This window comes from Isoptericola maris (assembly GCF_048065335.1).
In the GTDB taxonomy this organism is placed as follows: domain Bacteria; phylum Actinomycetota; class Actinomycetes; order Actinomycetales; family Cellulomonadaceae; genus Isoptericola; species Isoptericola rhizosphaerae.
Genome location: NZ_JBLUNY010000001.1, coordinates 125,374 through 144,774 on the forward strand (window position 1 = coordinate 125,374; position 19,401 = coordinate 144,774).

Genomic DNA, 19,401 nt, shown 5'->3' on the forward strand with positions numbered 1-19,401 from the left:
CTCGGGAATGCCGCCACCGACGCCTGCGGTGGGTACCGTGGGGCCGTGACCCAGCCCAGCCCATCTCCAGCACGAGACGCTCGTCCCACCGCCGAGGACGAGGTCGTCGGCATCTGCCAGGACCTGCTGCGGATCGACACCTCGAACTACGGCGAGAACCAGGGACCGGGGGAGCGCAAGGCGGCGGAGCTCGTCGCCGGGCTGCTGGCCGACGTCGGGCTGGAGCCCGCGCTGTTCGAGTCCGCCCCCGGGCGGGCGTCCGTGGTCGCGAGGTTCGCCGGCCAGGACCCCTCGCGTCCCGCCCTCGTGCTGCACGGCCACACCGACGTGGTGCCCGCCGCCGCAGCGGACTGGTCGGTCGACCCGTTCGCCGGCGAGGAGATCGACGGGCTGCTCTGGGGCCGTGGCGCCGTGGACATGAAGGACATGGACGCCATGATCCTGGCGGTGGTGCGGCAGATGGCGCGAGAAGGCCGCCGGCCGGCCCGCGACGTCGTCATCGGCATGTTCGCCGACGAGGAGGCGGGCGGCGTCCTCGGCGCCCGCTGGCTGGTCGACCACCATCCCGAGATCTTCGAGGGCGCCACCGAGGCCATCAGCGAGGTCGGCGGGTTCTCCGTGGACGTCGGTGGACGCCGGGCCTATCTCGTCCAGACGGCGGAGAAGGGGCTCGCCTGGTTGCGGCTGGTGGCCGACGGCCGCGCGGGTCATGGTTCGCAGGTCAATCACGAGAACGCCGTCACCGAGCTCGCCGCCGCCGTGGCGCGGATCGGCAAGCACGCCTGGCCGTACACGCTCACGCCCACCGTGGAGCGGCTGCTGAAGGGCGTGAGCGACCTGACCGGGCTGCCGTTCGACCGTGAGGGCGGCGCGGACCCGGACCAGGTCGACGCGCTCGTCGCGGCGCTGGGGCCGGCCGCGAAGTTCGTGGGAGCCACGGTGCGGCACACCACCAACCCGACACAGCTCGACGCCGGGTACAAGGCCAACGTCATCCCCGGCTCCGCGACGGCGACCCTCGACATGCGCACGGTGCCCGGCCACGACGCCGAGGCCATGGGCGTCCTGCGCGAGCTCGCCGACCCGCACGTGCGGATCGAACCGATCCACACCGACCGGTCGCTCGAGGTGCCGTTCAGCGGCGGCCTGGTGGACGCGATGGTCGACTCCCTGCACGCCGAGGACCCGGGCGCCGCCGTGCTGCCCTACACGCTCTCCGGCGGCACGGACAACAAGTCCCTGGCCCGCCTCGGCATCACCGGCTACGGGTTCGCGCCGCTGCAGCTGCCGGGCGACCTGGACTTCGCCGGGATGTTCCACGGCGTCGACGAGCGGGTCCCCACCGACGCCCTCAAGTTCGGCACCCGGGTCCTGGACCGCCTGCTGGCGACCTGCTGAGCCGTCAGGCGCCCAGCTGGGCCAGCGACCGTCGCGTCGACGCCACGTAGCCACCACCGAAGAGCACCGCGTGGACGGCCAGCGGGTAGAGCTGGTGGAGCGGCACGCGTCCGGCAGCGCCCGGGCACAGCGGGTGGACCTCGGCGTACCCGGCCAGGATCTCGTCCAGGTGTGGTGCGCCGAACAGGGCCAGCATCGCCAGGTCCGCCTCCCGGTGCCCGCCGTGCGCCGCCGGGTCGACGAGCACGGCCTCGGTGGCGCCGCCGGCGTCCGACCAGAGGACGTTTCCCGACCACAGGTCCCCGTGCAGCCGTGCGGGCGGCTCGGCCGGTCCGGCGAGGCGGGGCAGCCGCTCGCACACCCGCTCGAACGCGGTCTCGTCGTCGGGCCCGAAGACCCCGCGGCGTCGGCCCTGCGCGAGGACCGGTCGCAGGCGGGCGTCGGCGTAGAACGTGGACCAGTCGGTCCACGATCCGGCCGCCATCTCCAGCGGGTCGTCGAGCGGTCCGACCCAACCGGCACCGGCTCCCGGCGGCAGCGCGCCGAAGCCGTCGGCGCCCGCGTCGTGCAGCACCGCCAGGCGACGGCCGAGGTCCCGCGCCGCGTCCGCGGTGGGTGTGGCCGGTGTGACCCGCTCGAGGTCGAGGTGACCGGGCCCGACCTCGACCACACGCGCCACCCGAGGTCCGCCGCCCACGGCGAGCCAGCGCAGGCCGGCCGCCTCCGTGGCGAAGAATCCCTCCGGTGCGTCCGTGCGGGACTTGCGGAACCCGGCCATCTCAGAGGGTCGAGGTCGCCCGGATGACCTTGCGGCGCAACCACACCCGTCGCTCGCCCCCCAGGTACAGGCGGGTGCGGGCGAGCTCCCAGCGGCCGTACTCCGCTTCCTCGGTGAGCAGCTTGCGCGCGTCGGGCACGGACGTGCCCCGGTCGATCGTGAGCACGCGGTACTCGTACTGCCCGTGCTTGCGCCAGCTCGATGCCATTCGTCGCCTCCCAGGTGACCGTCCGGCGATTTCGTGTGCCCATTGTGCCCCGTATGGCGCTACCGTCAGAGCATGACCGCTGATCCGCGTGCCGCGTTGGACCGCTTCGTCGCCGCTCTCGAAGGGCACTACCACGCCGTGTCCTCCCGCCGCGGCGAGGAGGACCCGGCCGTCGACGACGCCTACGAGGTGCTCGCCGACGCGTTCGAGGTGTACGAGGACGCCCTGGCGCAGGTGTACACCGAGGTGACGCCCTTCTACCTCGACGACGACGATGACGACGACGAGGATGACGACGAGGACGGTGACGACGACGGCGAGCTCGACGTCGACGTGCCCGGCGGGCGCTGAACCGGCCGGCTACCAGCGCTCGGGATAGCCGGGGACGACGGCGGAGACGTCGTCGAGCGCCGCGTGGACCTCGCTCGGCAGGACCAGGTCGACGGCCTCCAGCGTGCCCTCGAGCTGTGCAGGGGTGCGGGCACCGACGACGGCGGACGCCACCGTGGGCCGAGCCAGCAGCCAGGCGAGGGCGACCTCCAGCGGCGCCCGACCGAGACCGTCGGCGGCGGTGACGACGGCCTCGGCGACCGCCGCGGCGTCGCGGTCCTCCAGGTACTGCCCGACGAAGTCGGCGAGATGGTCCGAGGCTGCGCGTGAGCCCACGGGGACCGAGCGCCGGTACTTGCCGGTGAGCATGCCGCGGCCCAGCGGCGACCAGGCGAGCAGGCCGAGGCCCAAGGCTTCCGCCGCGGGGACGACCTCGCGCTCCACGCCGCGCTGCAGCAACGAGTACTCGGTCTCGAGGGCGGCCATCCCGATGCCGTCGCCCGCCTCGAGGAGGGTGGCGGCGCGCGCCGACGCCCACGCGGGGAAGTTCGACAGGCCCACGTACCTCGCGCGGCCGGAGGTGACGGCGAGCCGGAGCGCCGAGACCGTCTCCTCGAGCGGCGTCGTCGCGTCCGGGCACGCCACCAGGAAGAGGTCGACGTGGTCGACGCCGAGGCGGACCAGCGAGGCGTCGAGGTCCGCCAGGAGCGACCCCCGGGACGCGTCGCGCCGTGGGCCGGCGGGCCCTTGGCGCACGCCGCCCTTGGTGCACAGCACGAGCTCGTCGCGCGGCACGGACCCGGCGAGCTGCTCCCCGAGGACGCGCTCGGCGTCGCCGTCACCGTACGAGGCGGCCGTGTCGACCAGCGTGCCGCCGGCGTCGACGAACGAGCGCAGGATCGCCCCCGCGTCCCCCGCGTCCGTGTCCCGCCCCCAGGTCATCGTGCCCAGCCCGAGCGTGGAGACGCGCAGTCCCGAGGCGCCCACCTGCCGTCGTTCCATGCGCGGAACCCTACCGGCGCCGACCCCCGACCAGGGGGTCCCGCGCCGGAGGGCTCCTGCGCGCGGGTAGTGTTGCCGCCCGTGAGTGCGTGGGAAGCGATCCTCCTCGGTCTGGTGCAGGGTTTCACCGAGTTCCTGCCGGTCTCGTCCAGTGCGCAGCTGCGCATCGTGGGCGAGCTCGTCGGCGGTGCCGACCCGGGAGCCCTGTTCACGGCGGTGTCGCAGATCGGTACGGAAGTCGCCGTGCTGCTGTACTACCGCCGCAAGATCCGCGACATCTGCGTGGCCTGGTGGGTGTCGCTGCGCGGTGACCACGGGTCCGGCTGGCGCGCCCGGATGGGGGCCCACGACATCGATGCGCGGATGGCCTGGTACATCGCGCTGGGCTCCGTGCCGATCGTCGTCCTCGGCGTGCTGTTCGACGACGCGATCGAGACGTCGCTGCGCAACCTGTGGATCACGGTGGTCACGCTGGTCGTCTTCGGTGTGCTGCTGGACGTGGCGGACCGGCTCGGGGCGCGCGTGCGGCCCGTCGACGACATGACCCCCCGGCGGACCATCGGGCTCGGGCTGGCCCAGGCGCTCGCCCTGATCCCGGGCGTCTCCCGCTCGGGCGGCACCATCACCGCCGGGCTCGCGATGGGCTTCACCCGCAAGGCGGCGGCCGACTACTCGTTCCTGCTCGCCATCCCGGCCGTGCTGGGTTCGGGGTTCTACCAGCTCGCGAAGGCCGCGGGAGGCGACCCCGCACCGGGGTCGGCCGGCTGGGGTGCCACCCTCCTCGCCACGATCGTCGCGTTCGCCGTCGGCTACGTCGTCCTGATCGGGTTCCTCAAGATCGTCTCGACGTACTCGTACCGGCCGTTCGTCTACTACCGCTACGCCCTGGCGGCGTTCGTCGTCGTCCTGCTGCTCACCGGCGTCCTGGAGGCGGACGCCGGTGCCGTGACCACCGGCTGACGCCGGTAGCCTGGCCCCGTGCTTTCCTGGCCCTCCCCTCAGATCCCCGAGCTGCCCGCGCCCACGGACGGTCGTCGGCCCGTCGTCCGGGTCCACGACTCCACCTCCGGGACGCTGGTCGATCCGGCCCCCGGCGCCGTGGCCCGGTCTTTCGTGTGCGGGGTCACCCCGTACGACGCGACGCACCTGGGGCACGCCGCCACCTACGTGGCGTTCGACCTGCTGCACCGTGCCTGGGCCGACGCCGGCAAGCAGGTGACGTACTGCTCGAACGTCACGGACGTCGACGACCCGCTGCTCGAGCGCGCCGACGCCACCGGGGTCGACTGGCGCGACCTCGCCCGTGACCAGACCGCTCTGTTCGCCGAGGACATGACCGCACTGGGCGTGGTCCCACCGGCCCCGTGGACCGGCGTGGTCGAGTACGTCGAGCCGATCGCCCGCGCCGTGGCGCAGATGCTCGCCGACGGCACGGCGTACCGCGTGCCCGTGGAGCCGGGCGCCGGCGGCGCGGCACCGGAGCTCGGCGACGTCTACGCGGACCTGAGCGCGGACCCCGCCTTCGGGACCGTGTCCGGCCTCGACGAGGCGACGATGGCGGAGCTCTTCGCCGAGCGCGGAGGGGATCCCGACCGGGACGGCAAGAAGAACGCGCTCGACCCGCTGCTGTGGCGCCGCGAGCGCGTCGGCGAGCCCGCCTGGGACGGCGGCGTCCTCGGCACCGGGCGTCCCGGGTGGCACGTCGAGTGCTCGGTCATCGCGCGCGACGGTCTCGGCCTGCCCTTCGACGTCCAGGGCGGGGGCGCGGACCTGCTGTTCCCGCACCACGAGATGTCGGTCTCGCACGCCCGCATGCTGGCCGGTCCGGACGCCGCGCCGACGGCGCACGTCCACGCGGGTCTGGTGGCCTACGAGGGTCACAAGATGAGCAAGTCCCGGGGCAACCTCGTGCTCGTCTCGGCGCTGCGGCGCGAGGGCGTGGACCCCATGGCCGTCCGCCTGGGTATCCTCGCCCAGCACTACCGCTCCGAGTGGGAGTGGACCGACGCGACGCTCGAGGTGGCCCGAGGGCGCCTGGACCGCTGGCGCGCCGCCGTCTCCGGCAACGGTGCGCCGTCGGCGGACGCGCTGCTCGCGGAGCTCCGCGCGGCGCTCGCCGACGACCTCGACGCGCCGCGGGCGGTGGCGGCGGTCGACGAGTGGGCCCACCGGGCGCTGGCGCCGGGGCGTGACACGTCCGGCGACGAGGAGGGCGCACCCGGGGTCGTCGCCCGAGCGGTCAATGCGCTCCTCGGGGTGCGACTGTGATCCCGGCGGTCTGAACCGCCGGACCGGCCCGGGGCCGGCGTCAGCCCTTGTCCGGGCTCCCGTGGCCGGGACCGCCCCGGCCGGGCCCGTGGTCCCGTCGGCGCAGGTAGCGCTCGAACTCGCGCGCGATCGCGTCGCCCGAAGCCTCCGGGAGGTCGGCCGTGTCCTTGGCCTCCTCGAGCTGCTGGACGTACTCCGAGATCTCTGCGTCCTCGCTGGCCAGCTCGTCGACGCCGTGCTGCCACGCCTCGGCGTCCTCCGGCAGCTCGCCGAGCGGCACGGTGGCGGCCAGCAGCTCCTCGACCCGTGCCAGGATCGCCAGCGTCGCCTTCGGCGACGGCGGGTTCGCGACGTAGTGCGGCACCGCCGCCCACAGCGAGACCGACTGGAGCTCGCGCGCCGTCGCCTCGTGCTGGAGCACACCGACGATGCCGGTCGGGCCCTCGTACGTGCTGGGCTCGACGTCGAGAACGGCCTGCAGGCCGGGGCTGTCGGTGGTGGCGGTGAGCGGGATCGGGCGGGTGTGCGGCACGTCCGCCAGCAGCGCGCCCAGGGTGACGACGGTCTGGACGTCGAGCTCCTCGGCGATGTCGAGCAGCTCGCGGCAGTACGACCGCCAGCGGAACGACGGTTCGATGCCGTGGACGAGCACGACCTGGCGGTCCGGCAGGTCGGCCACCGAGACCGTGGTCGTCGGCCACGTCACGTCCCGGGACCCGTCCGCTCCCGTCGTCACCATCGGACGGTTCACCTGGAAGTCGTGGTACTCCTCGGGGTCCAGCTCTCGCAGCGGTGACGAACCCCACACGTCGGCCAGGTGCTCGAGGGCGCCGGTCGCGGCGCTGCCGGCGTCGTTCCAGCCCTCGAAGGCAGCGATCATGACGGTCTGACGTGCGGCGTGGCGGCCGACCGGCTGCTCGGTGCTCATTCGACAACCCTATACAGCCGAGCGGCCTCGACGGCGGTCGTCGTGCGCCGGGGCCGCGGGCCGTCCGTACGATGGTGCGGTGCCGAATCCTGCCCCGCCTGCCACGCTGCCCGCCGCCGTCCTGTGGGACATGGACGGCACCCTCGTCGACACCGAGCCCTACTGGATCTCCGCCGAGCAGGAGCTGGTCGCCGAGCACGGTGGTACCTGGACCCACGCGCAGGCCCTGCAGCTCGTCGGGAATCCCCTGGCGGTGTCGGCCGGGGTGCTCCGGGAGGCCGGGGTGGACCTGCCCGTGCCCGAGATCGTCGACCGGCTGCTGACCAGGGTGACCGCCCAGGTGCGCGACGACGTCCCCTGGCGCCCCGGTGCGCGCGACCTGCTCGACGTGCTCGGTGCCGCCGGCGTGCCGTGCGCCCTGGTGACGATGAGCTACGCGGTGCTGGCCGAGGCCGTCACGGCCCACGTGCCGGGGGCCTTCGTCACTCTTGTGACGGGCGACCAGGTCGAGCGGGGCAAGCCCGACCCGGAGCCCTACCTCGTGGCAGCACGACGGCTCGGCGTCCGGCCGTCCGACTGCGTCGCGATCGAGGACTCGCCGGCGGGCCTCGCCTCCGCGCTCGCCGCCGGGACGCGCACCCTGGGCGTGGAGGCGGTCCTGCCGATCGAGGCTCGCGAAGGGCTCAGCCGGGCGGCCTCACTGGCAGACGTCGACCTGACGTTCCTGCGGCGGCTGGCCGCGGGCGAGGTGCTCGACCTCGTCTGACGTCCGTGGTCCGGGGATCAGAGGTCCAGGCCGAGGCGTTCGCGCAGCGCGCCCTCGGGGATCGGCGGGGGAGTACCGCCGAACTCCGGGCAGATGTCCTGGTGGGCGCACCAGCCGCACAGCTTGCTGGGCCGCGGCACGAACTCCCCGCGACGGGCCGCCGTGGTGATCGCGTCCCACACGCCGCGGATCTTGGTCTCCGTGACCTCGAGCTCGCGCTCCTGCGGCTCGGCACGCAGCACCTGGCCGTCACCGAGGTAGACGAGCTGCAGCATCTTCGGCAGCACGCCGCGCTCGCGCCAGACCACCAGCCCGTAGAAGCGCATCTGGAAGAGCGCCTTGTTCTCGAACCCTGGTCGCGGCGACCGGCCCGACTTGTAGTCCACCACCCGGATCGCGCCGTTCGGGGCCACGTCGAGGCGGTCGACGATCCCGCGCAGCAGGGGGCCGTCCTCGAGCTGGCTCTCGACGTACAGCTCACGCGCCTCGGGCTCGAGCCGGTTCGGGTCCTCGAGGGTGAAGTAGGTGCCGAGGAGTCGCCCGGCACCGTCCAGCCAGGTCTCCAGCGGCTGGTCCGCCGCGTCGCCGTCAGGCAGGAACAACCGCGCATAGCGCGGCTCCGCCTCGACCAGCCGGTCCCACTCGCCCGGGAGCAGGTCCAGGGCGGCCTCGCGCGTGCGCTCACCCAGCGGGGCGTCGTACAGCCGCTCGAGCACGGAGTGCACCAGCGTGCCGCGCGCGGCGGCGGACGACGGCGGTTCCGGCAGCCGGTCGACGGCGCGGAACCGGAACAGCAGCGGGCACTGCATGAAGTCTCCCGCCCGGGAGGGGGAGAGCGCCGGCGGGCGCCGCGCACGGACGTCCGGGGCGTCGGCAGGGGTGGCCACCGGGTCCGGGGTGCGGTCCGCCGTCGTCGTCATGGCTGCCACCCTACGGCCGGCCACCGACGCCGGTGCGGGCCGTCCACAGGCCCGCACCGATAGCCTGAGCCGGTGCCTCCCCGTTCCTCCGGCTGGCGGATCGGCCGCGTCGCCGGCGCACCTGTGCTCGTGACGCCGTCGTGGTTGCTCGCCGCCGTCGTCCTGACCGTCCTCTTCGCGCCCACCGTGCGCTTCTGGGCGCCCGCCATGGGCACGCCCGGGGTGCTGGTCGTGTCGTTCGTGTTCGTGCTCCTCCTCTTCGGCTCAGTGTTCTGCCACGAGGTCGCGCACGCGCTGGTGGCGCGCTCCCGCGGGCACCGCGTCGACGAGCTCGCCCTGACGCTCTGGGGCGGCCACACCGCCTACTCGGGCGGTGCGCACCGCCCGGGGGACACCGCGCTGGTGGCCGTGGTCGGGCCGCTGACCAACCTCGCGCTCGCGCTCGCCTTCTGGGTGGGGTTCCAGGCGCAGAGCGTCGAGTCGGTCCCGGCGCTCCTGCTGTACGCCGGGGCCTTCTCGAACGCGTTCGTCGGCGCGTTCAACCTCCTGCCCGGTCTCCCGCTCGACGGCGGCCAGGTGCTCGAGGCGGCGGTCTGGAAGGCGACGGGCTCACGCACCCGCGGCACCGTCGTCGCCGGCTGGATCGGCCGCGTCGTCGGCGTGGGCGTGGTGGTCGGGGTGCTCCTGTGGCCGCTGACGTCCGGGAGCCGGCCCGACGTGGTACAGGTCATGTGGGCGGCGCTCATCGGGGCGTTCCTGTGGTCCGGAGCGACCGAGGCCATGCGGACCGGACGGCGACGCGAGGCCCTCGCGGGCCTCACCGTGCGATCGCTGGCGACACCCGCCGTCCTCGTCACGCAGGGTTCCGGCGTGGCCGACGTCGGGCGCGCGGCCGAGGGCCGGGGCGAGACGGTCGTCGTGGTGGTGGACCGGTCGCACGCGCCGGTCGGCTGGGTGGACCCCCGGGCGGTGGCCGCGGTCCCGGCGGACCAGGTCGCCGCCACGACCGTGGACGCCGTCGTCGTGCCGTTCCCGGCGGGCTCTGCCGTCCGGGCCGACGCCTCCGGACCGGAGCTCCTGCAGCACCTCGCCGGGACCTCCGGCGGGTCGAGGGTCGTCCCCGTGGTCGACGACGGCCGGGTGACCGGCGTGCTGGACGTCGCGAGGGTGGCCGCGGCGTTGCGCCCCGGCAGTCGTCAGTAGACTCGGCGCTCGTGACTTCTACTGCCGCCACCGGTGCCGACGAGCGGCGTGGTCCGCTGCACGTCGGCGACAAGGTCCAGCTCACCGACCCCAAGGGCCGGATGCACACGATCACGCTCGCCGAGGGAGCGACGTTCCACACCCACAAGGGTTACTTCCGCCACGACGACCTCATCGGCCGGCCGGAGGGCTGGGTGGTGACCAACACCGCCGGCGTCGAGTACCTCGCGCTCCGGCCGCTGCTCAGCGACTACGTGCTCTCCATGCCGCGCGGCGCCGCGGTCGTCTACCCGAAGGACGCCGGCCAGATCGTCCAGATGGCGGACATCTTCCCGGGTGCGCGCGTCGTCGAGGCGGGCGTGGGCTCCGGGGCGCTCACCCTGTCGCTCCTGCGGGCCGTCGGTGACGCGGGCGAGCTGCACTCGATCGAGCGGCGCGAGGACTTCGCGGCGATCGCCCGCGGCAACGTCGAGACCTTCTTCGGCGGCGAGCACCCCGCCTGGCACCTGCACGTGGGCGACCTCGCCGACCGGGTGGACGACGTCGTCGAACCGGGCACCGTCGACCGCGTGGTGCTCGACATGCTCGCCCCGTGGGAGAACGTCGACGCGGTGGCGCGTGCCCTCGTGCCTGGCGGGGTGCTGATCTGCTACGTCGCCACGGCCACCCAGCTCTCGCGGACCGCGGAGGACCTGCGGGCCGACGGCCGGTTCGCCGAGCCGACGGCATGGGAGTCGATGGTGCGCGGCTGGCACCTCGAGGGTCTCGCGGTGCGCCCGCAGCACCGCATGATCGGTCACACGGGGTTCCTCGTCACCGCCCGGCGGCTGGCGGACGGCGTCGAGCCGCCCGAGCGCAAGCGGCGGCCGGCCAAGGGGTCCTCCGTGGGCACGACCGACGCGGAGTGGACGGAGTCGGACCTCGGCGAGCGTCCCGTCTCCGACAAGAAGGCACGGCGGGTCCGGCGGGAGGTCGGGCAGGCGCCCGAGGAGTGAGCCGCCGCGGCCCACGATGCGCCCCGGCCGTGTCACAGGCTGGTCACGACGAGGGCCGGATCGTGTGAACACGGCGACCGGTCCGTGAAATGACCGACGCGATCGCGGTGTTGCCCCTTAGTGTGCTGTGTCTCGGGGGTTCCTCCTCGCCGGTGGAGGACACCGCCCGGGCCGCACGAGAGGGGACGCGATGACTGACCACCCTGTCCGCCCGGAGTCCGACCGGCCCGCGCCGTCGGGCCGAGACACGCAGCTGGCGCTGCTCGCGGCCAAGAACGAACGGCTCGCCGAGGCGTTGCGCGCGGCACGCGAGCAGATCGTCGAGCTGAAGAAGCAGATCGACGACCTGGCGAAGCCCCCCGGGACGTACGCCACGTACCTCGCGGGGCACGACGACGGATCGGTCGACGTGATCTCCTCCGGGCGCAAGATGCACGTGCAGGCGAGTCCTGGCCTGGACCTCGACGCGCTGGCGCCGGGCCAGGAGGTCAAGCTCAACGAGGCCATGACGGTCGTGGCGGCCGGTGGCTACGAGCGCATCGGCGAGCTGGTGACCGTCAAGGAGGTCCTCGACCCGGAGCGGGTCCTGGTCGTGGGACGCGCCGACGAGGAGCGTGTCGTCCGGCTCGCGGGGTCCGTGCTCGGGGCGCCGCTGCGGGTGGGTGACGCCCTGACCGTCGACATGCGCAGCGGGTTCGTCTTCGAGGTCGTGCCCAAGTCGGAGGTCGAAGAGCTCGTGCTCGAGGAGGTCCCCGACATCGCGTACGAGGACATCGGTGGCCTGGGTCCGCAGATCGAGCAGATCCGCGACGCGGTCGAGCTGCCGTTCTCCCACCCCGACCTCTATCGCGAGCACGGCCTGCGCCCGCCCAAGGGCGTGCTGCTGTACGGTCCGCCCGGTTGCGGCAAGACCCTCATCGCCAAGGCGGTCGCCTCGTCGCTGGCCACGATGGTGGCCGAGAAGCGTGGCGGGGACCCGAGCGCGAAGAGCTTCTTCCTCAACGTCAAGGGACCGGAGCTCCTCAACAAGTACGTGGGCGAGACGGAGCGGCACATCCGCCTGATCTTCGCGCGGGCCCGGGAGAAGGCCACGCAGGGCATGCCCGTGGTCGTCTTCTTCGACGAGATGGAGTCGCTGTTCCGCACGCGGGGGACCGGGCTCTCGTCGGACGTCGAGACCACGATCGTGCCGCAGCTGCTCGCCGAGATCGACGGTGTCGAGCGGTTGGACAACGTCATCGTGATCGGGGCGTCGAACCGCGAGGACATGATCGACCCCGCCATCCTGCGGCCGGGCCGCCTCGACGTGAAGATCAAGATCGAGCGTCCCGACGCGGAGGGCGCCACCGAGATCTTCGGCAAGTACCTCACCGCGGACCTGCCGATCAACGCCGACGACGTCGCGGAGCACGGGGGCGACCCGCGCCAGGCCGTCGAGGCGATGATCGGGTCGGTCGTCGAGCGGATGTACTCCGAGGACGAGGAGAACCAGTTCCTCGAGGTCACCTACGCCAGCGGTGACAAGGAGACGCTCTACTTCAAGGACTTCAACTCCGGGGCGATGATCGAGAACGTCGTCGACCGGGCGAAGAAGTCCGCGATCAAGGACCTGCTGGCCACGGGCAAGCGGGGCATCCGCGTGGAGCACCTGCTGTCCGCCTGCGTGGACGAGTTCCACGAGAACGAGGACCTGCCCAACACCACCAACCCGGACGACTGGGCGCGGATCAGCGGCAAGAAGGGCGAGCGGATCGTCTTCATCCGCACGATCGTCACGAAGAAGGGTGAGAGCGCCACCCCGCGCACCATCGACACGGTGAGCTCGACCGGTCAGTACCTCTGACCTGCGGCGCTGTCGCGGCTCTCCCGTCCACCGTGCGTCGGTGGACGGGAGAGCGGGGTGGCCGTGCGGACGCCTAGGCTGGGGTGGTGACCGTGCGACGCGTGATGGGGATCGAGACCGAGTACGGAGTGCTGGCCCCGGGACGCCCGATGGCCAACCCGATGCTGATGAGCTCCCAGGTGGTGACCACCTACCGGGCATCGGTGCAGGACGGCCGGCCCGGGCACCCGCCGGCGCGCTGGGACTACGACGACGAGGACCCGCTGGCGGACGCGCGCGGATTCCACCTCCAGCGCGCGTCGGCGCACCCGTCGCTCCTCACCGACGACCCCACGGCGCCGGCGCCGTCCGGACCGACGGCGGGCCCCGAGGACCTCGAGCGTCCCGAGACCGAGGAGTACGACGACCCGAGCGCCGCGAACTGCATCCTGACGAACGGTGCGCGGCTGTACGTGGACCACGCCCACCCCGAGTACTCCTCGCCCGAGGTCACCAACCCCCGCGACGGCGTGCTGTGGGACGTCGCGGGGGAGCGCGTGATGCTCGCGGCGACCCGGCGCCTCGCCCAGGTGCCGGGGTCGGAGGTGGTCCTGTACAAGAACAACGTCGACGGCAAGGGCGCGAGCTACGGCACCCACGAGAACTATCTCGTGGACCGGGGCGTCGCGTTCGGCACGCTGGTCGAGCTGCTCACCCCGTTCCTGGTCACGCGGCAGGTGTTCACGGGCTCAGGACGCGTGGGTCTGGGGCCGTCGGGCGAGGACCCGGGCTTCCAGCTCTCCCAGCGGGCCGACTACATGGAGGCCGAGGTCGGGCTGGAGACGACCCTGCGCCGCCCCATCGTGAACACCCGCGACGAGCCCCACGCCGACCGGACGCGGTGGCGACGGCTGCACCTCATCGCGGGCGACGCCAACCACCTCGAGGTCGCGACGTACCTCAAGCTCGGCACCACGTCGCTCGTGCTGTGGGTGGCGGAACACCTGGACGAGCTCGCCGGAGCGGGGGTGCCGGCGCACGCCGAGCTCGCCGCGCTGCGGCTCGCGGACCCGGTGCGCGACGTGCAGCGCGTCTCGCGCGACCTCGACCTCACCGTGCCCCTGGAGCTCGCGGACGGGACGACGGCGACGGCGCTCGAGGTCCAGGAGCGGTACGTCGACGTGGTGCACCGCTCGCTCGCGGCGCTCGGCTCCGACGACGACACCGACGACGTGGTCGCCCGGTGGCGCTCGGTGCTGGGACGGCTCGGCACCGACCCGGCCTCGTGCGCGCGGGAGGTCGAGTGGGTCGCCAAGCTGCGGCTGCTGGACCGCCTGCGTGTCCGCGACGGCCTGGCGTGGGACCACCCCCGCCTGCACGCCATGGACCTGCAGTGGGCGGACGTGCGACCGGAGCGCGGCGTCTACCACCGGCTGGTCGCGGCGGGTGCGGTCGAGCGGCTGGTGACCGAGGAAGAGGTGACGCGCGCCGTCCACCACCCGCCGGTCGACACCCGGGCCTGGTTCCGTGGCGAGGTCATGGAGCGGTATCCGGACGAGATCTCTGCGGCGAGCTGGGACTCGGTGATCTTCGACGTGCACGGCGCGGCGTCGTTGCAGCGGGTGCCGATGCTGGACCCGACGCGGGGCACGGCGGCGCACATCGGTGCGCTGCTCGACGCGAGCCCGGACGCCGCCACGCTGCTGGAAGGGCTGCGGGGCGACACGTGAGCGGTGCGGGTGCGCCGTCCCCGTCACGGCATAGGCTGACCACACCCTCGCAGGGAACCACGAAGGAGGCGGACCATGGCAGGTCAGGAACGCATCAACCCGCAGCGGGACGACAGAACGCCCGACGACGACGCGGATGCCCCGGAGCCTGTCGCTCCGCAGACTTCCGAGCGGGACGCGGAGGTGGACTCGCTGCTGGAGGAGATCGACGAGGTCCTCGAGTCGAACGCCGAGTCGTTCGTGCGTGGCTTCGTGCAGAAGGGCGGGCAGTGAGTGTCGACGAATCCTGACGCGTCGGGCCGGCTCCCGGACGCCTTCCTGCGTCCGGGGTCGAGCTCGTTCGTGGAGTTCCTGGACGCGCACGCCCCGGAGCTGCTCCCGGGCAGGCGGCTGGCCGCCGGCACGGGAGCCGTCACGACGACGGCGGACCTCGCCCCGCACGCCACCACGATCGTCGCGCTGACGTTCGGCACGTCGCAGGGCGGCCGCGGCGTGGTGCTCGCCGGTGACCGCCGGGCCACGATGGGCAGCATGATCGCCAGCCGGGAGATCGAGAAGGTCTTCGCGGCCGACGAGTACTCGGCCGTGGGGATCGCCGGGTCCGCCGGGATCGCGGTCGAGATCGTGCGGTTGTTCCAGCTGGAGCTCGAGCACTACGAGAAGATCGAGGGCTCGTTGCTCTCCCTCGACGGCAAGGCGAACCGGCTGGCGACGATGATCCGCGGCAACCTGCCGATGGCCCTCCAGGGGCTCGCCGTGGTGCCGCTGTTCGGCGGGTACGACCTCGACCAGCAGATCGGGCGCATCTTCAGCTTCGACGTGACCGGCGGCCGGTACGAGGAACGGGACCACCACTCGGTGGGCTCGGGCTCGGTCTTCGCCCGCGGCGCGCTGAAGAAGCTGTGGCGGGCCGGCCTGGACGCCGACGGCGCGGTCTCGGTCGCCGTCGAGGCCCTATACGACGCGGCGGACGACGACAGCGCGACCGCCGGACCCGACACCGTCCGCAGGATCTGGCCGGTCGTGGCGACCGTGACCGCCGACGGCTACCGCAGGGTGGACGACGACTCGCTCGCCGCCGTCGTCGGCCGGATTGTCGCCGAGCGCAGCGAAGGGAACCTGCACGCATGAGCATGCCGTTCTACGTCTCGCCCGAGCAGCTGATGAAGGACCGGGCGGACTTCGCGCGCAAGGGCATCGGCCGGGGCCGCTCCGTCGTGGTGCTCGCCTACGCGGGCGGGATCGCGTTCGCGACGGAGAACCCGTCGCGGGCGCTGCACAAGATCTCGGAGATCTACGACCGCATCGCCTTCGCCGCGGTCGGCAAGTACAACGAGTTCGAGAACCTCCGGGTCGCGGGCGTGCGGTACGCCGACCTGCGCGGCTACTCCTACGACCGCTCGGACGTGACGGCGCGCGGTCTCGCGAACGCCTACGCCCAGACGCTCGGCACGGTCTTCACGACGGAGTCGAAGCCGCTCGAGGTCGAGCTCGTCGTGGCGGAGGTCGGCGCCTCTCCGGCGGACGACCAGGTCTACCGGTTGTCCTACGACGGGTCGGTGGCGGACGAGCACGGCTTCGTCGTGATGGGTGGCCAGGCCGAGCAGCTCACCACGCGCCTGCGTGAGTCGTGGCGGGAGGGCATGGAGCTCGGCGCGGTGCTGCGGCTGGCCGTGGCGACGCTCGGCACGGTGGCGCCGGACGGGTCCGTCGCGGCGGAGGGCTCGGAACGTGCCATCCCGGCATCCGGCCTCGAGGTCGCGGTGCTCGAGCGGGACCGGCCCCGGCGCGCCTTCCGGCGCCTGCACGGCGGATTGCTGGCCGATCTGCTGGCCGACGGCGACGACTGAGAGGCGGCCATCATGGAACGACGGATCTTCGGCCTGGAGACGGAGTACGGCGTCACGTGCGCCGCCGACGACGGGCGTGGGCTCAGCGCGGACGAGGTGGCGCGCTACCTCTTCCGCAAGGTCGTGGCGTGGGGCCGGTCGTCCAACGTGTTCCTGCGCAACGGGTCGCGGCTCTACCTCGACGTCGGATCGCACCCGGAGTACGCGACCGCCGAGTGCGACGACGTCCGCCAGCTCGTGGCGTACGACCGTGGCGGCGAGCGCATCCTCGAGGGTCTGGTCGCCGACGCCCAGCAGCGACTGGAGCACGAGGGCCTGCCGGGCAAGGTCCACCTGTTCAAGAACAACACCGACTCGGCGGGCAACTCCTACGGGTGTCACGAGAACTACCTGGTGCGCCGGCAGGGCGACTTCTCGCGCCTGAGCGACGTGCTCGTGCCGTTCCTCATCACCCGGCAGGTGCTCACGGGTGCGGGCAAGGTGCTGACCACCCCGCGTGGCGCCACCTACTGCCTCTCCCAGCGCGCCGACCACATCTGGGAGGCGGTCTCGAGCGCGACGACGCGGTCGAGACCGATCATCAACACGCGGGACGAGCCGCACGCCGACGCCGAGCACTACCGCCGGCTGCACGTGATCGTCGGTGACTCGTCGATGTCCGAGGCCACGACGATGCTCAAGGTGGGTTCCACCGACCTGGTGCTGCGCCTGGTCGAGGCCGGCGTCCCCGTCCGCGACCTCACCCTCGAGAACCCCATCCGTGCGATCCGTGAGATCAGTCACGACTCGTCGGGCCTGCAGCCGGTCCAGCTCGCGAACGGCCGGTCGGCGACCGCGGTCGACCTCCAGTGGGAGTACTTCCAGCGGGTCCGCGAGCACGTGGAGTCGCACCTCGAGGCGACCCCGCAGGTGAAGCAGGTGCTCGACCTGTGGGAGCGAGGGCTGCGTGCGCTGGAGAGCGGCGACCTGACGCTGGTCGAGCGTGAGCTCGACTGGGTCATCAAGAAGCGTCTCATCGAGCGCTACCAGGCCAAGCACGGGCTCACGCTCGACGACCCGCGCATCGCACGGCTGGACCTCGCCTACCACGACATCTCGCGGACGGAGGGCCTGTACAACCTGCTCGCGGCGCGCGGGATGGTCGATCGCGTGGTGACCGACCTCGAGATCTTCGAGTCCACGGCCGTCCCGCCGCAGACGACGCGGGCGAAGCTGCGCGGGGACTTCGTGCGCGCCGCTCAGGAGGCCCGGCGGGACTACACCGTCGACTGGGTCCACCTGAAGCTCAACGACCAGGCCCAGCGCACCGTGCTGTGCAAGGACCCGTTCCGCAACGTCGACGAACGCGTGGAACGGCTCATCGAGTCCATGTGACGCGGTTCGGGCGCCAGGCGGTGGCGCCGGGCAGCCCGGGCGGCCCCTGTTGCCGTGGCAGACTGTCCCGGTGCCGTTCCGCCCACCTCGCCCGATCGCGACCCTCGTGGCCGGCGCCGTCGGCGCGGCTCTGGCCCTCGCGGGCTGCTCGTCGCCGCTCGTGGACGACCTGACCCCGTCGTCGGCGCCGTCCCAGGTGCCGGTCGACGTGTCGGGCCCGGAGGGTGAGCCACCGGTCGTGGACTACCCGAAGCCTTACGACATCGTCCGTTCCGGCTCGCGGACGTTGCGCCCGGGCTCGGGCGAGCCGCTCGAGGACGGCGGCCCCGTGCTGCTGCACATGTACGCCGAGGACGGCCGCGACGGCAGCGTCATCTCGTCGACCTACCTCGACGCTCCCGCCTGGTACACCTTCGACGCCGGGTCGTTGGGGCAGAACCTGTACGAGTCGCTGCGCGGCAAGCGGGTCGGGGCGCGGGTCCTGGTGGTCGAGCAGGACGACGAGGTCCCCGTGGTGCTCGTCGTGGACGTGCTGCCCACCCGCGCCTCGGGGACCGACGCCGAGCCGCAGGAGGGTCACCCGCGGGTGCTGCGGGACACGGACGGCACGCCGATGGTCCGCGTCCCGGACGCGGAGCCGCCCGGCGAGCTCGTCGTCCAGCCGCTGATCCGTGGGTCCGGGCCGCAGGTCGACATCGGCCAGGTCGTGACCGTCCGCTACGTGGCCGTGCGATGGAGCGACGGGTCGGTCGTGGACTCGAGCTGGGAGCCCGGGGTGGCGCCGCAGTCGGCGACCATCGGCATCGGCCGGCTCGTCGAGGGCTGGGACCAGGGCCTGCTCGAGCAGGCGGTCGGCTCGCAGGTGATGCTCGTCGTGCCCCCGGAGCTCGGCTACGGTGGCACCGGCAGCGAGCTGGCCGACGAGACGCTCGTGTACGTCGTCGACATCCTCGACGCGCGATACCAGGTCGCCGAGGACGTCCCGGAAGAGGACGCCGAGGACGGCGAGGATGCCGAGGCGACCGAGGACCGGACCACTGAAGGGTGATCAGCACATGACCGTGGCCGTACGGGTGATCCCGTGCCTGGACGTCGACGCCGGTCGCGTCGTCAAGGGCGTGAACTTCACGAACCTGCGCGACGCGGGCGACCCGGTCGAGCTGGCGGACCAGTACGACGCCGAGGGTGCGGACGAGGTGACTTTCCTCGACGTCTCGGCGTCCTCGGCCGGGCGCGACACGATGGTGGACGTGGTGCGCCGTACCGCGGACCAGGTCTTCGTACCGCTCACGGTGGGCGGTGGCGTGCGCACCACCGACGACGTGGACCGGCTGCTGCGGGCGGGGGCCGACAAGGTCGGGGTGAACACGGCCGCGATCGCCCGGCCCGAGCTGCTGGCGGAGATCGCTGACCGGTTCGGCAACCAGGTGCTGACGCTCTCGGTCGACGCGCGCCGGGTGACGGGAGACACCACCACCGAGTCCGGCTACGAGGTCACGACCCACGGCGGTCGCCGGGGGACGGGGATCGACGCTGTGGAGTGGGCCGAGCGGGCCGCCGGTCTCGGCGCCGGCGAGATCCTGCTCAACTCCATGGATGCGGACGGCACGACCGCGGGCTTCGACCTCGAGATGCTCGCCGCGGTGCGCGGGCGGGTGTCCGTCCCGCTGATCGCCTCGGGCGGTGCCGGGATGCCGGAGCACTTCGTCGCGGCGGCCCGGGCCGGTGCCGACGCGGTGCTGGCCGCGAGCGTCTTCCACTTCGGCACGCTGTCCATCGCCGAGGTGAAGACCGCGATGCGCGAGGCCGGCATCGAGGTGCGCTGACCG

Annotated in this window: 20 protein-coding genes; 15 read left to right on the forward strand and 5 right to left on the reverse strand. The window is 72.9% G+C overall.

Annotated features, from left to right (window positions below; translation table 11 throughout):
* Nucleotides 1-45: 45 nt before the first annotated feature.
* On the forward strand, nucleotides 46-1,398 hold the full coding sequence (locus tag ACH5HR_RS00620; RefSeq protein ID WP_416475694.1) for a M20/M25/M40 family metallo-hydrolase: 1,353 nt from the start codon (nucleotides 46-48) through the stop codon (nucleotides 1,396-1,398).
* A 4-nt stretch (nucleotides 1,399-1,402) separates the two neighbouring features.
* Here the strand turns inward: ACH5HR_RS00620 and ACH5HR_RS00625 are convergent, their stop codons facing one another.
* On the reverse strand, nucleotides 1,403-2,176 hold the full coding sequence (locus tag ACH5HR_RS00625) for a fructosamine kinase family protein (protein ID WP_416475696.1): 774 nt from the start codon (nucleotides 2,174-2,176) through the stop codon (nucleotides 1,403-1,405).
* 1 nt (nucleotide 2,177) lies between these two features.
* Nucleotides 2,178-2,384 (reverse strand): DUF5703 family protein, encoded by a 207-nt coding sequence (locus tag ACH5HR_RS00630; protein WP_402372026.1) that lies wholly within the window; start codon nucleotides 2,382-2,384, stop codon nucleotides 2,178-2,180.
* A gap of 72 nt (nucleotides 2,385-2,456) precedes the next feature.
* On the opposite strand from ACH5HR_RS00630, the gene ACH5HR_RS00635 reads away from it, so the two are divergent.
* A complete protein-coding gene (locus ACH5HR_RS00635; RefSeq protein WP_402372025.1) occupies nucleotides 2,457-2,735 on the forward strand; it encodes a primosomal protein in 279 nt (92 codons plus the stop codon).
* A gap of 9 nt (nucleotides 2,736-2,744) precedes the next feature.
* On the opposite strand, the gene ACH5HR_RS00640 is transcribed toward ACH5HR_RS00635, so the two are convergent.
* The gene (locus ACH5HR_RS00640) at nucleotides 2,745-3,716 is read right to left on the reverse strand and encodes an aldo/keto reductase (protein WP_402372024.1); all 972 of its coding nucleotides are present in this window, start codon (nucleotides 3,714-3,716) and stop codon (nucleotides 2,745-2,747) included.
* Nucleotides 3,717-3,797: 81 nt separating this feature from the next.
* Here ACH5HR_RS00640 and uppP point away from each other — a divergent pair, with 81 nt between their 5' ends.
* A complete protein-coding gene (gene uppP / locus ACH5HR_RS00645; protein ID WP_402372022.1) occupies nucleotides 3,798-4,676 on the forward strand; it encodes an undecaprenyl-diphosphatase UppP in 879 nt (292 codons plus the stop codon).
* A gap of 18 nt (nucleotides 4,677-4,694) precedes the next feature.
* The gene (mshC, locus tag ACH5HR_RS00650; RefSeq protein WP_416475697.1) at nucleotides 4,695-5,984 is read left to right on the forward strand and encodes a cysteine--1-D-myo-inosityl 2-amino-2-deoxy-alpha-D-glucopyranoside ligase; all 1,290 of its coding nucleotides are present in this window, start codon (nucleotides 4,695-4,697) and stop codon (nucleotides 5,982-5,984) included.
* A 40-nt stretch (nucleotides 5,985-6,024) separates the two neighbouring features.
* On the opposite strand, the gene ACH5HR_RS00655 is transcribed toward mshC, so the two are convergent.
* Nucleotides 6,025-6,912 (reverse strand): PAC2 family protein, encoded by an 888-nt coding sequence (locus ACH5HR_RS00655; protein WP_402372020.1) that lies wholly within the window; start codon nucleotides 6,910-6,912, stop codon nucleotides 6,025-6,027.
* A gap of 79 nt (nucleotides 6,913-6,991) precedes the next feature.
* Here ACH5HR_RS00655 and ACH5HR_RS00660 point away from each other — a divergent pair, with 79 nt between their 5' ends.
* Nucleotides 6,992-7,678 (forward strand): HAD family hydrolase, encoded by a 687-nt coding sequence (locus ACH5HR_RS00660; protein ID WP_416475698.1) that lies wholly within the window; start codon nucleotides 6,992-6,994, stop codon nucleotides 7,676-7,678.
* A gap of 17 nt (nucleotides 7,679-7,695) precedes the next feature.
* Here the strand turns inward: ACH5HR_RS00660 and ACH5HR_RS00665 are convergent, their stop codons facing one another.
* Nucleotides 7,696-8,598: a RecB family exonuclease gene (locus tag ACH5HR_RS00665; RefSeq protein WP_402372017.1), complete on the reverse strand. Its 903-nt coding sequence runs from the start codon at nucleotides 8,596-8,598 to the stop codon at nucleotides 7,696-7,698.
* A gap of 72 nt (nucleotides 8,599-8,670) precedes the next feature.
* Between ACH5HR_RS00665 and ACH5HR_RS00670 the strand changes: the two genes are divergently transcribed.
* The 10 genes from ACH5HR_RS00670 to hisF all read left to right on the forward strand — a co-directional run bounded on the left by ACH5HR_RS00670 (nucleotide 8,671) and on the right by hisF (nucleotide 19,398).
* A complete protein-coding gene (locus ACH5HR_RS00670) occupies nucleotides 8,671-9,801 on the forward strand; it encodes a site-2 protease family protein (protein ID WP_416475700.1) in 1,131 nt (376 codons plus the stop codon).
* Nucleotides 9,802-9,812: 11 nt separating this feature from the next.
* Complete coding sequence (locus tag ACH5HR_RS00675; RefSeq protein WP_416475701.1) at nucleotides 9,813-10,796, forward strand: tRNA (adenine-N1)-methyltransferase; 984 nt, start codon at nucleotides 9,813-9,815, stop codon at nucleotides 10,794-10,796.
* Between the two features lie 190 nt (nucleotides 10,797-10,986).
* Nucleotides 10,987-12,639 carry a proteasome ATPase gene (gene arc, locus ACH5HR_RS00680; protein ID WP_402372013.1) on the forward strand — a complete coding sequence of 551 codons (1,653 nt, stop codon included), beginning with the start codon at nucleotides 10,987-10,989 and terminating at the stop codon, nucleotides 12,637-12,639.
* 104 nt (nucleotides 12,640-12,743) lie between these two features.
* On the forward strand, nucleotides 12,744-14,348 hold the full coding sequence (gene dop, locus ACH5HR_RS00685; protein WP_402372099.1) for a depupylase/deamidase Dop: 1,605 nt from the start codon (nucleotides 12,744-12,746) through the stop codon (nucleotides 14,346-14,348).
* Between the two features lie 75 nt (nucleotides 14,349-14,423).
* Nucleotides 14,424-14,621, forward strand: coding sequence for a ubiquitin-like protein Pup (locus ACH5HR_RS00690; RefSeq protein WP_402372012.1), 198 nt, complete (start codon nucleotides 14,424-14,426; stop codon nucleotides 14,619-14,621).
* Nucleotides 14,622-15,479, forward strand: a complete 858-nt coding sequence (gene prcB / locus ACH5HR_RS00695; protein WP_416475703.1) for a proteasome subunit beta — start codon at nucleotides 14,622-14,624, stop codon at nucleotides 15,477-15,479.
* Entirely contained in the window at nucleotides 15,476-16,198 is a 723-nt protein-coding gene (gene prcA, locus ACH5HR_RS00700; protein WP_402372009.1) for a proteasome subunit alpha, read from the forward strand. Before prcB ends, prcA begins: the two co-directional genes overlap by 4 nt.
* A gap of 12 nt (nucleotides 16,199-16,210) precedes the next feature.
* Nucleotides 16,211-17,572 carry a Pup--protein ligase gene (gene pafA / locus ACH5HR_RS00705; RefSeq protein WP_402372008.1) on the forward strand — a complete coding sequence of 454 codons (1,362 nt, stop codon included), beginning with the start codon at nucleotides 16,211-16,213 and terminating at the stop codon, nucleotides 17,570-17,572.
* 70 nt (nucleotides 17,573-17,642) lie between these two features.
* Nucleotides 17,643-18,620, forward strand: a complete 978-nt coding sequence (locus tag ACH5HR_RS00710) for an FKBP-type peptidyl-prolyl cis-trans isomerase (protein ID WP_416475705.1) — start codon at nucleotides 17,643-17,645, stop codon at nucleotides 18,618-18,620.
* Nucleotides 18,621-18,627: 7 nt separating this feature from the next.
* Nucleotides 18,628-19,398, forward strand: a complete 771-nt coding sequence (gene hisF, locus ACH5HR_RS00715) for an imidazole glycerol phosphate synthase subunit HisF (protein WP_402372005.1) — start codon at nucleotides 18,628-18,630, stop codon at nucleotides 19,396-19,398.
* The last annotated feature ends 3 nt before the right edge of the window (nucleotides 19,399-19,401 follow it).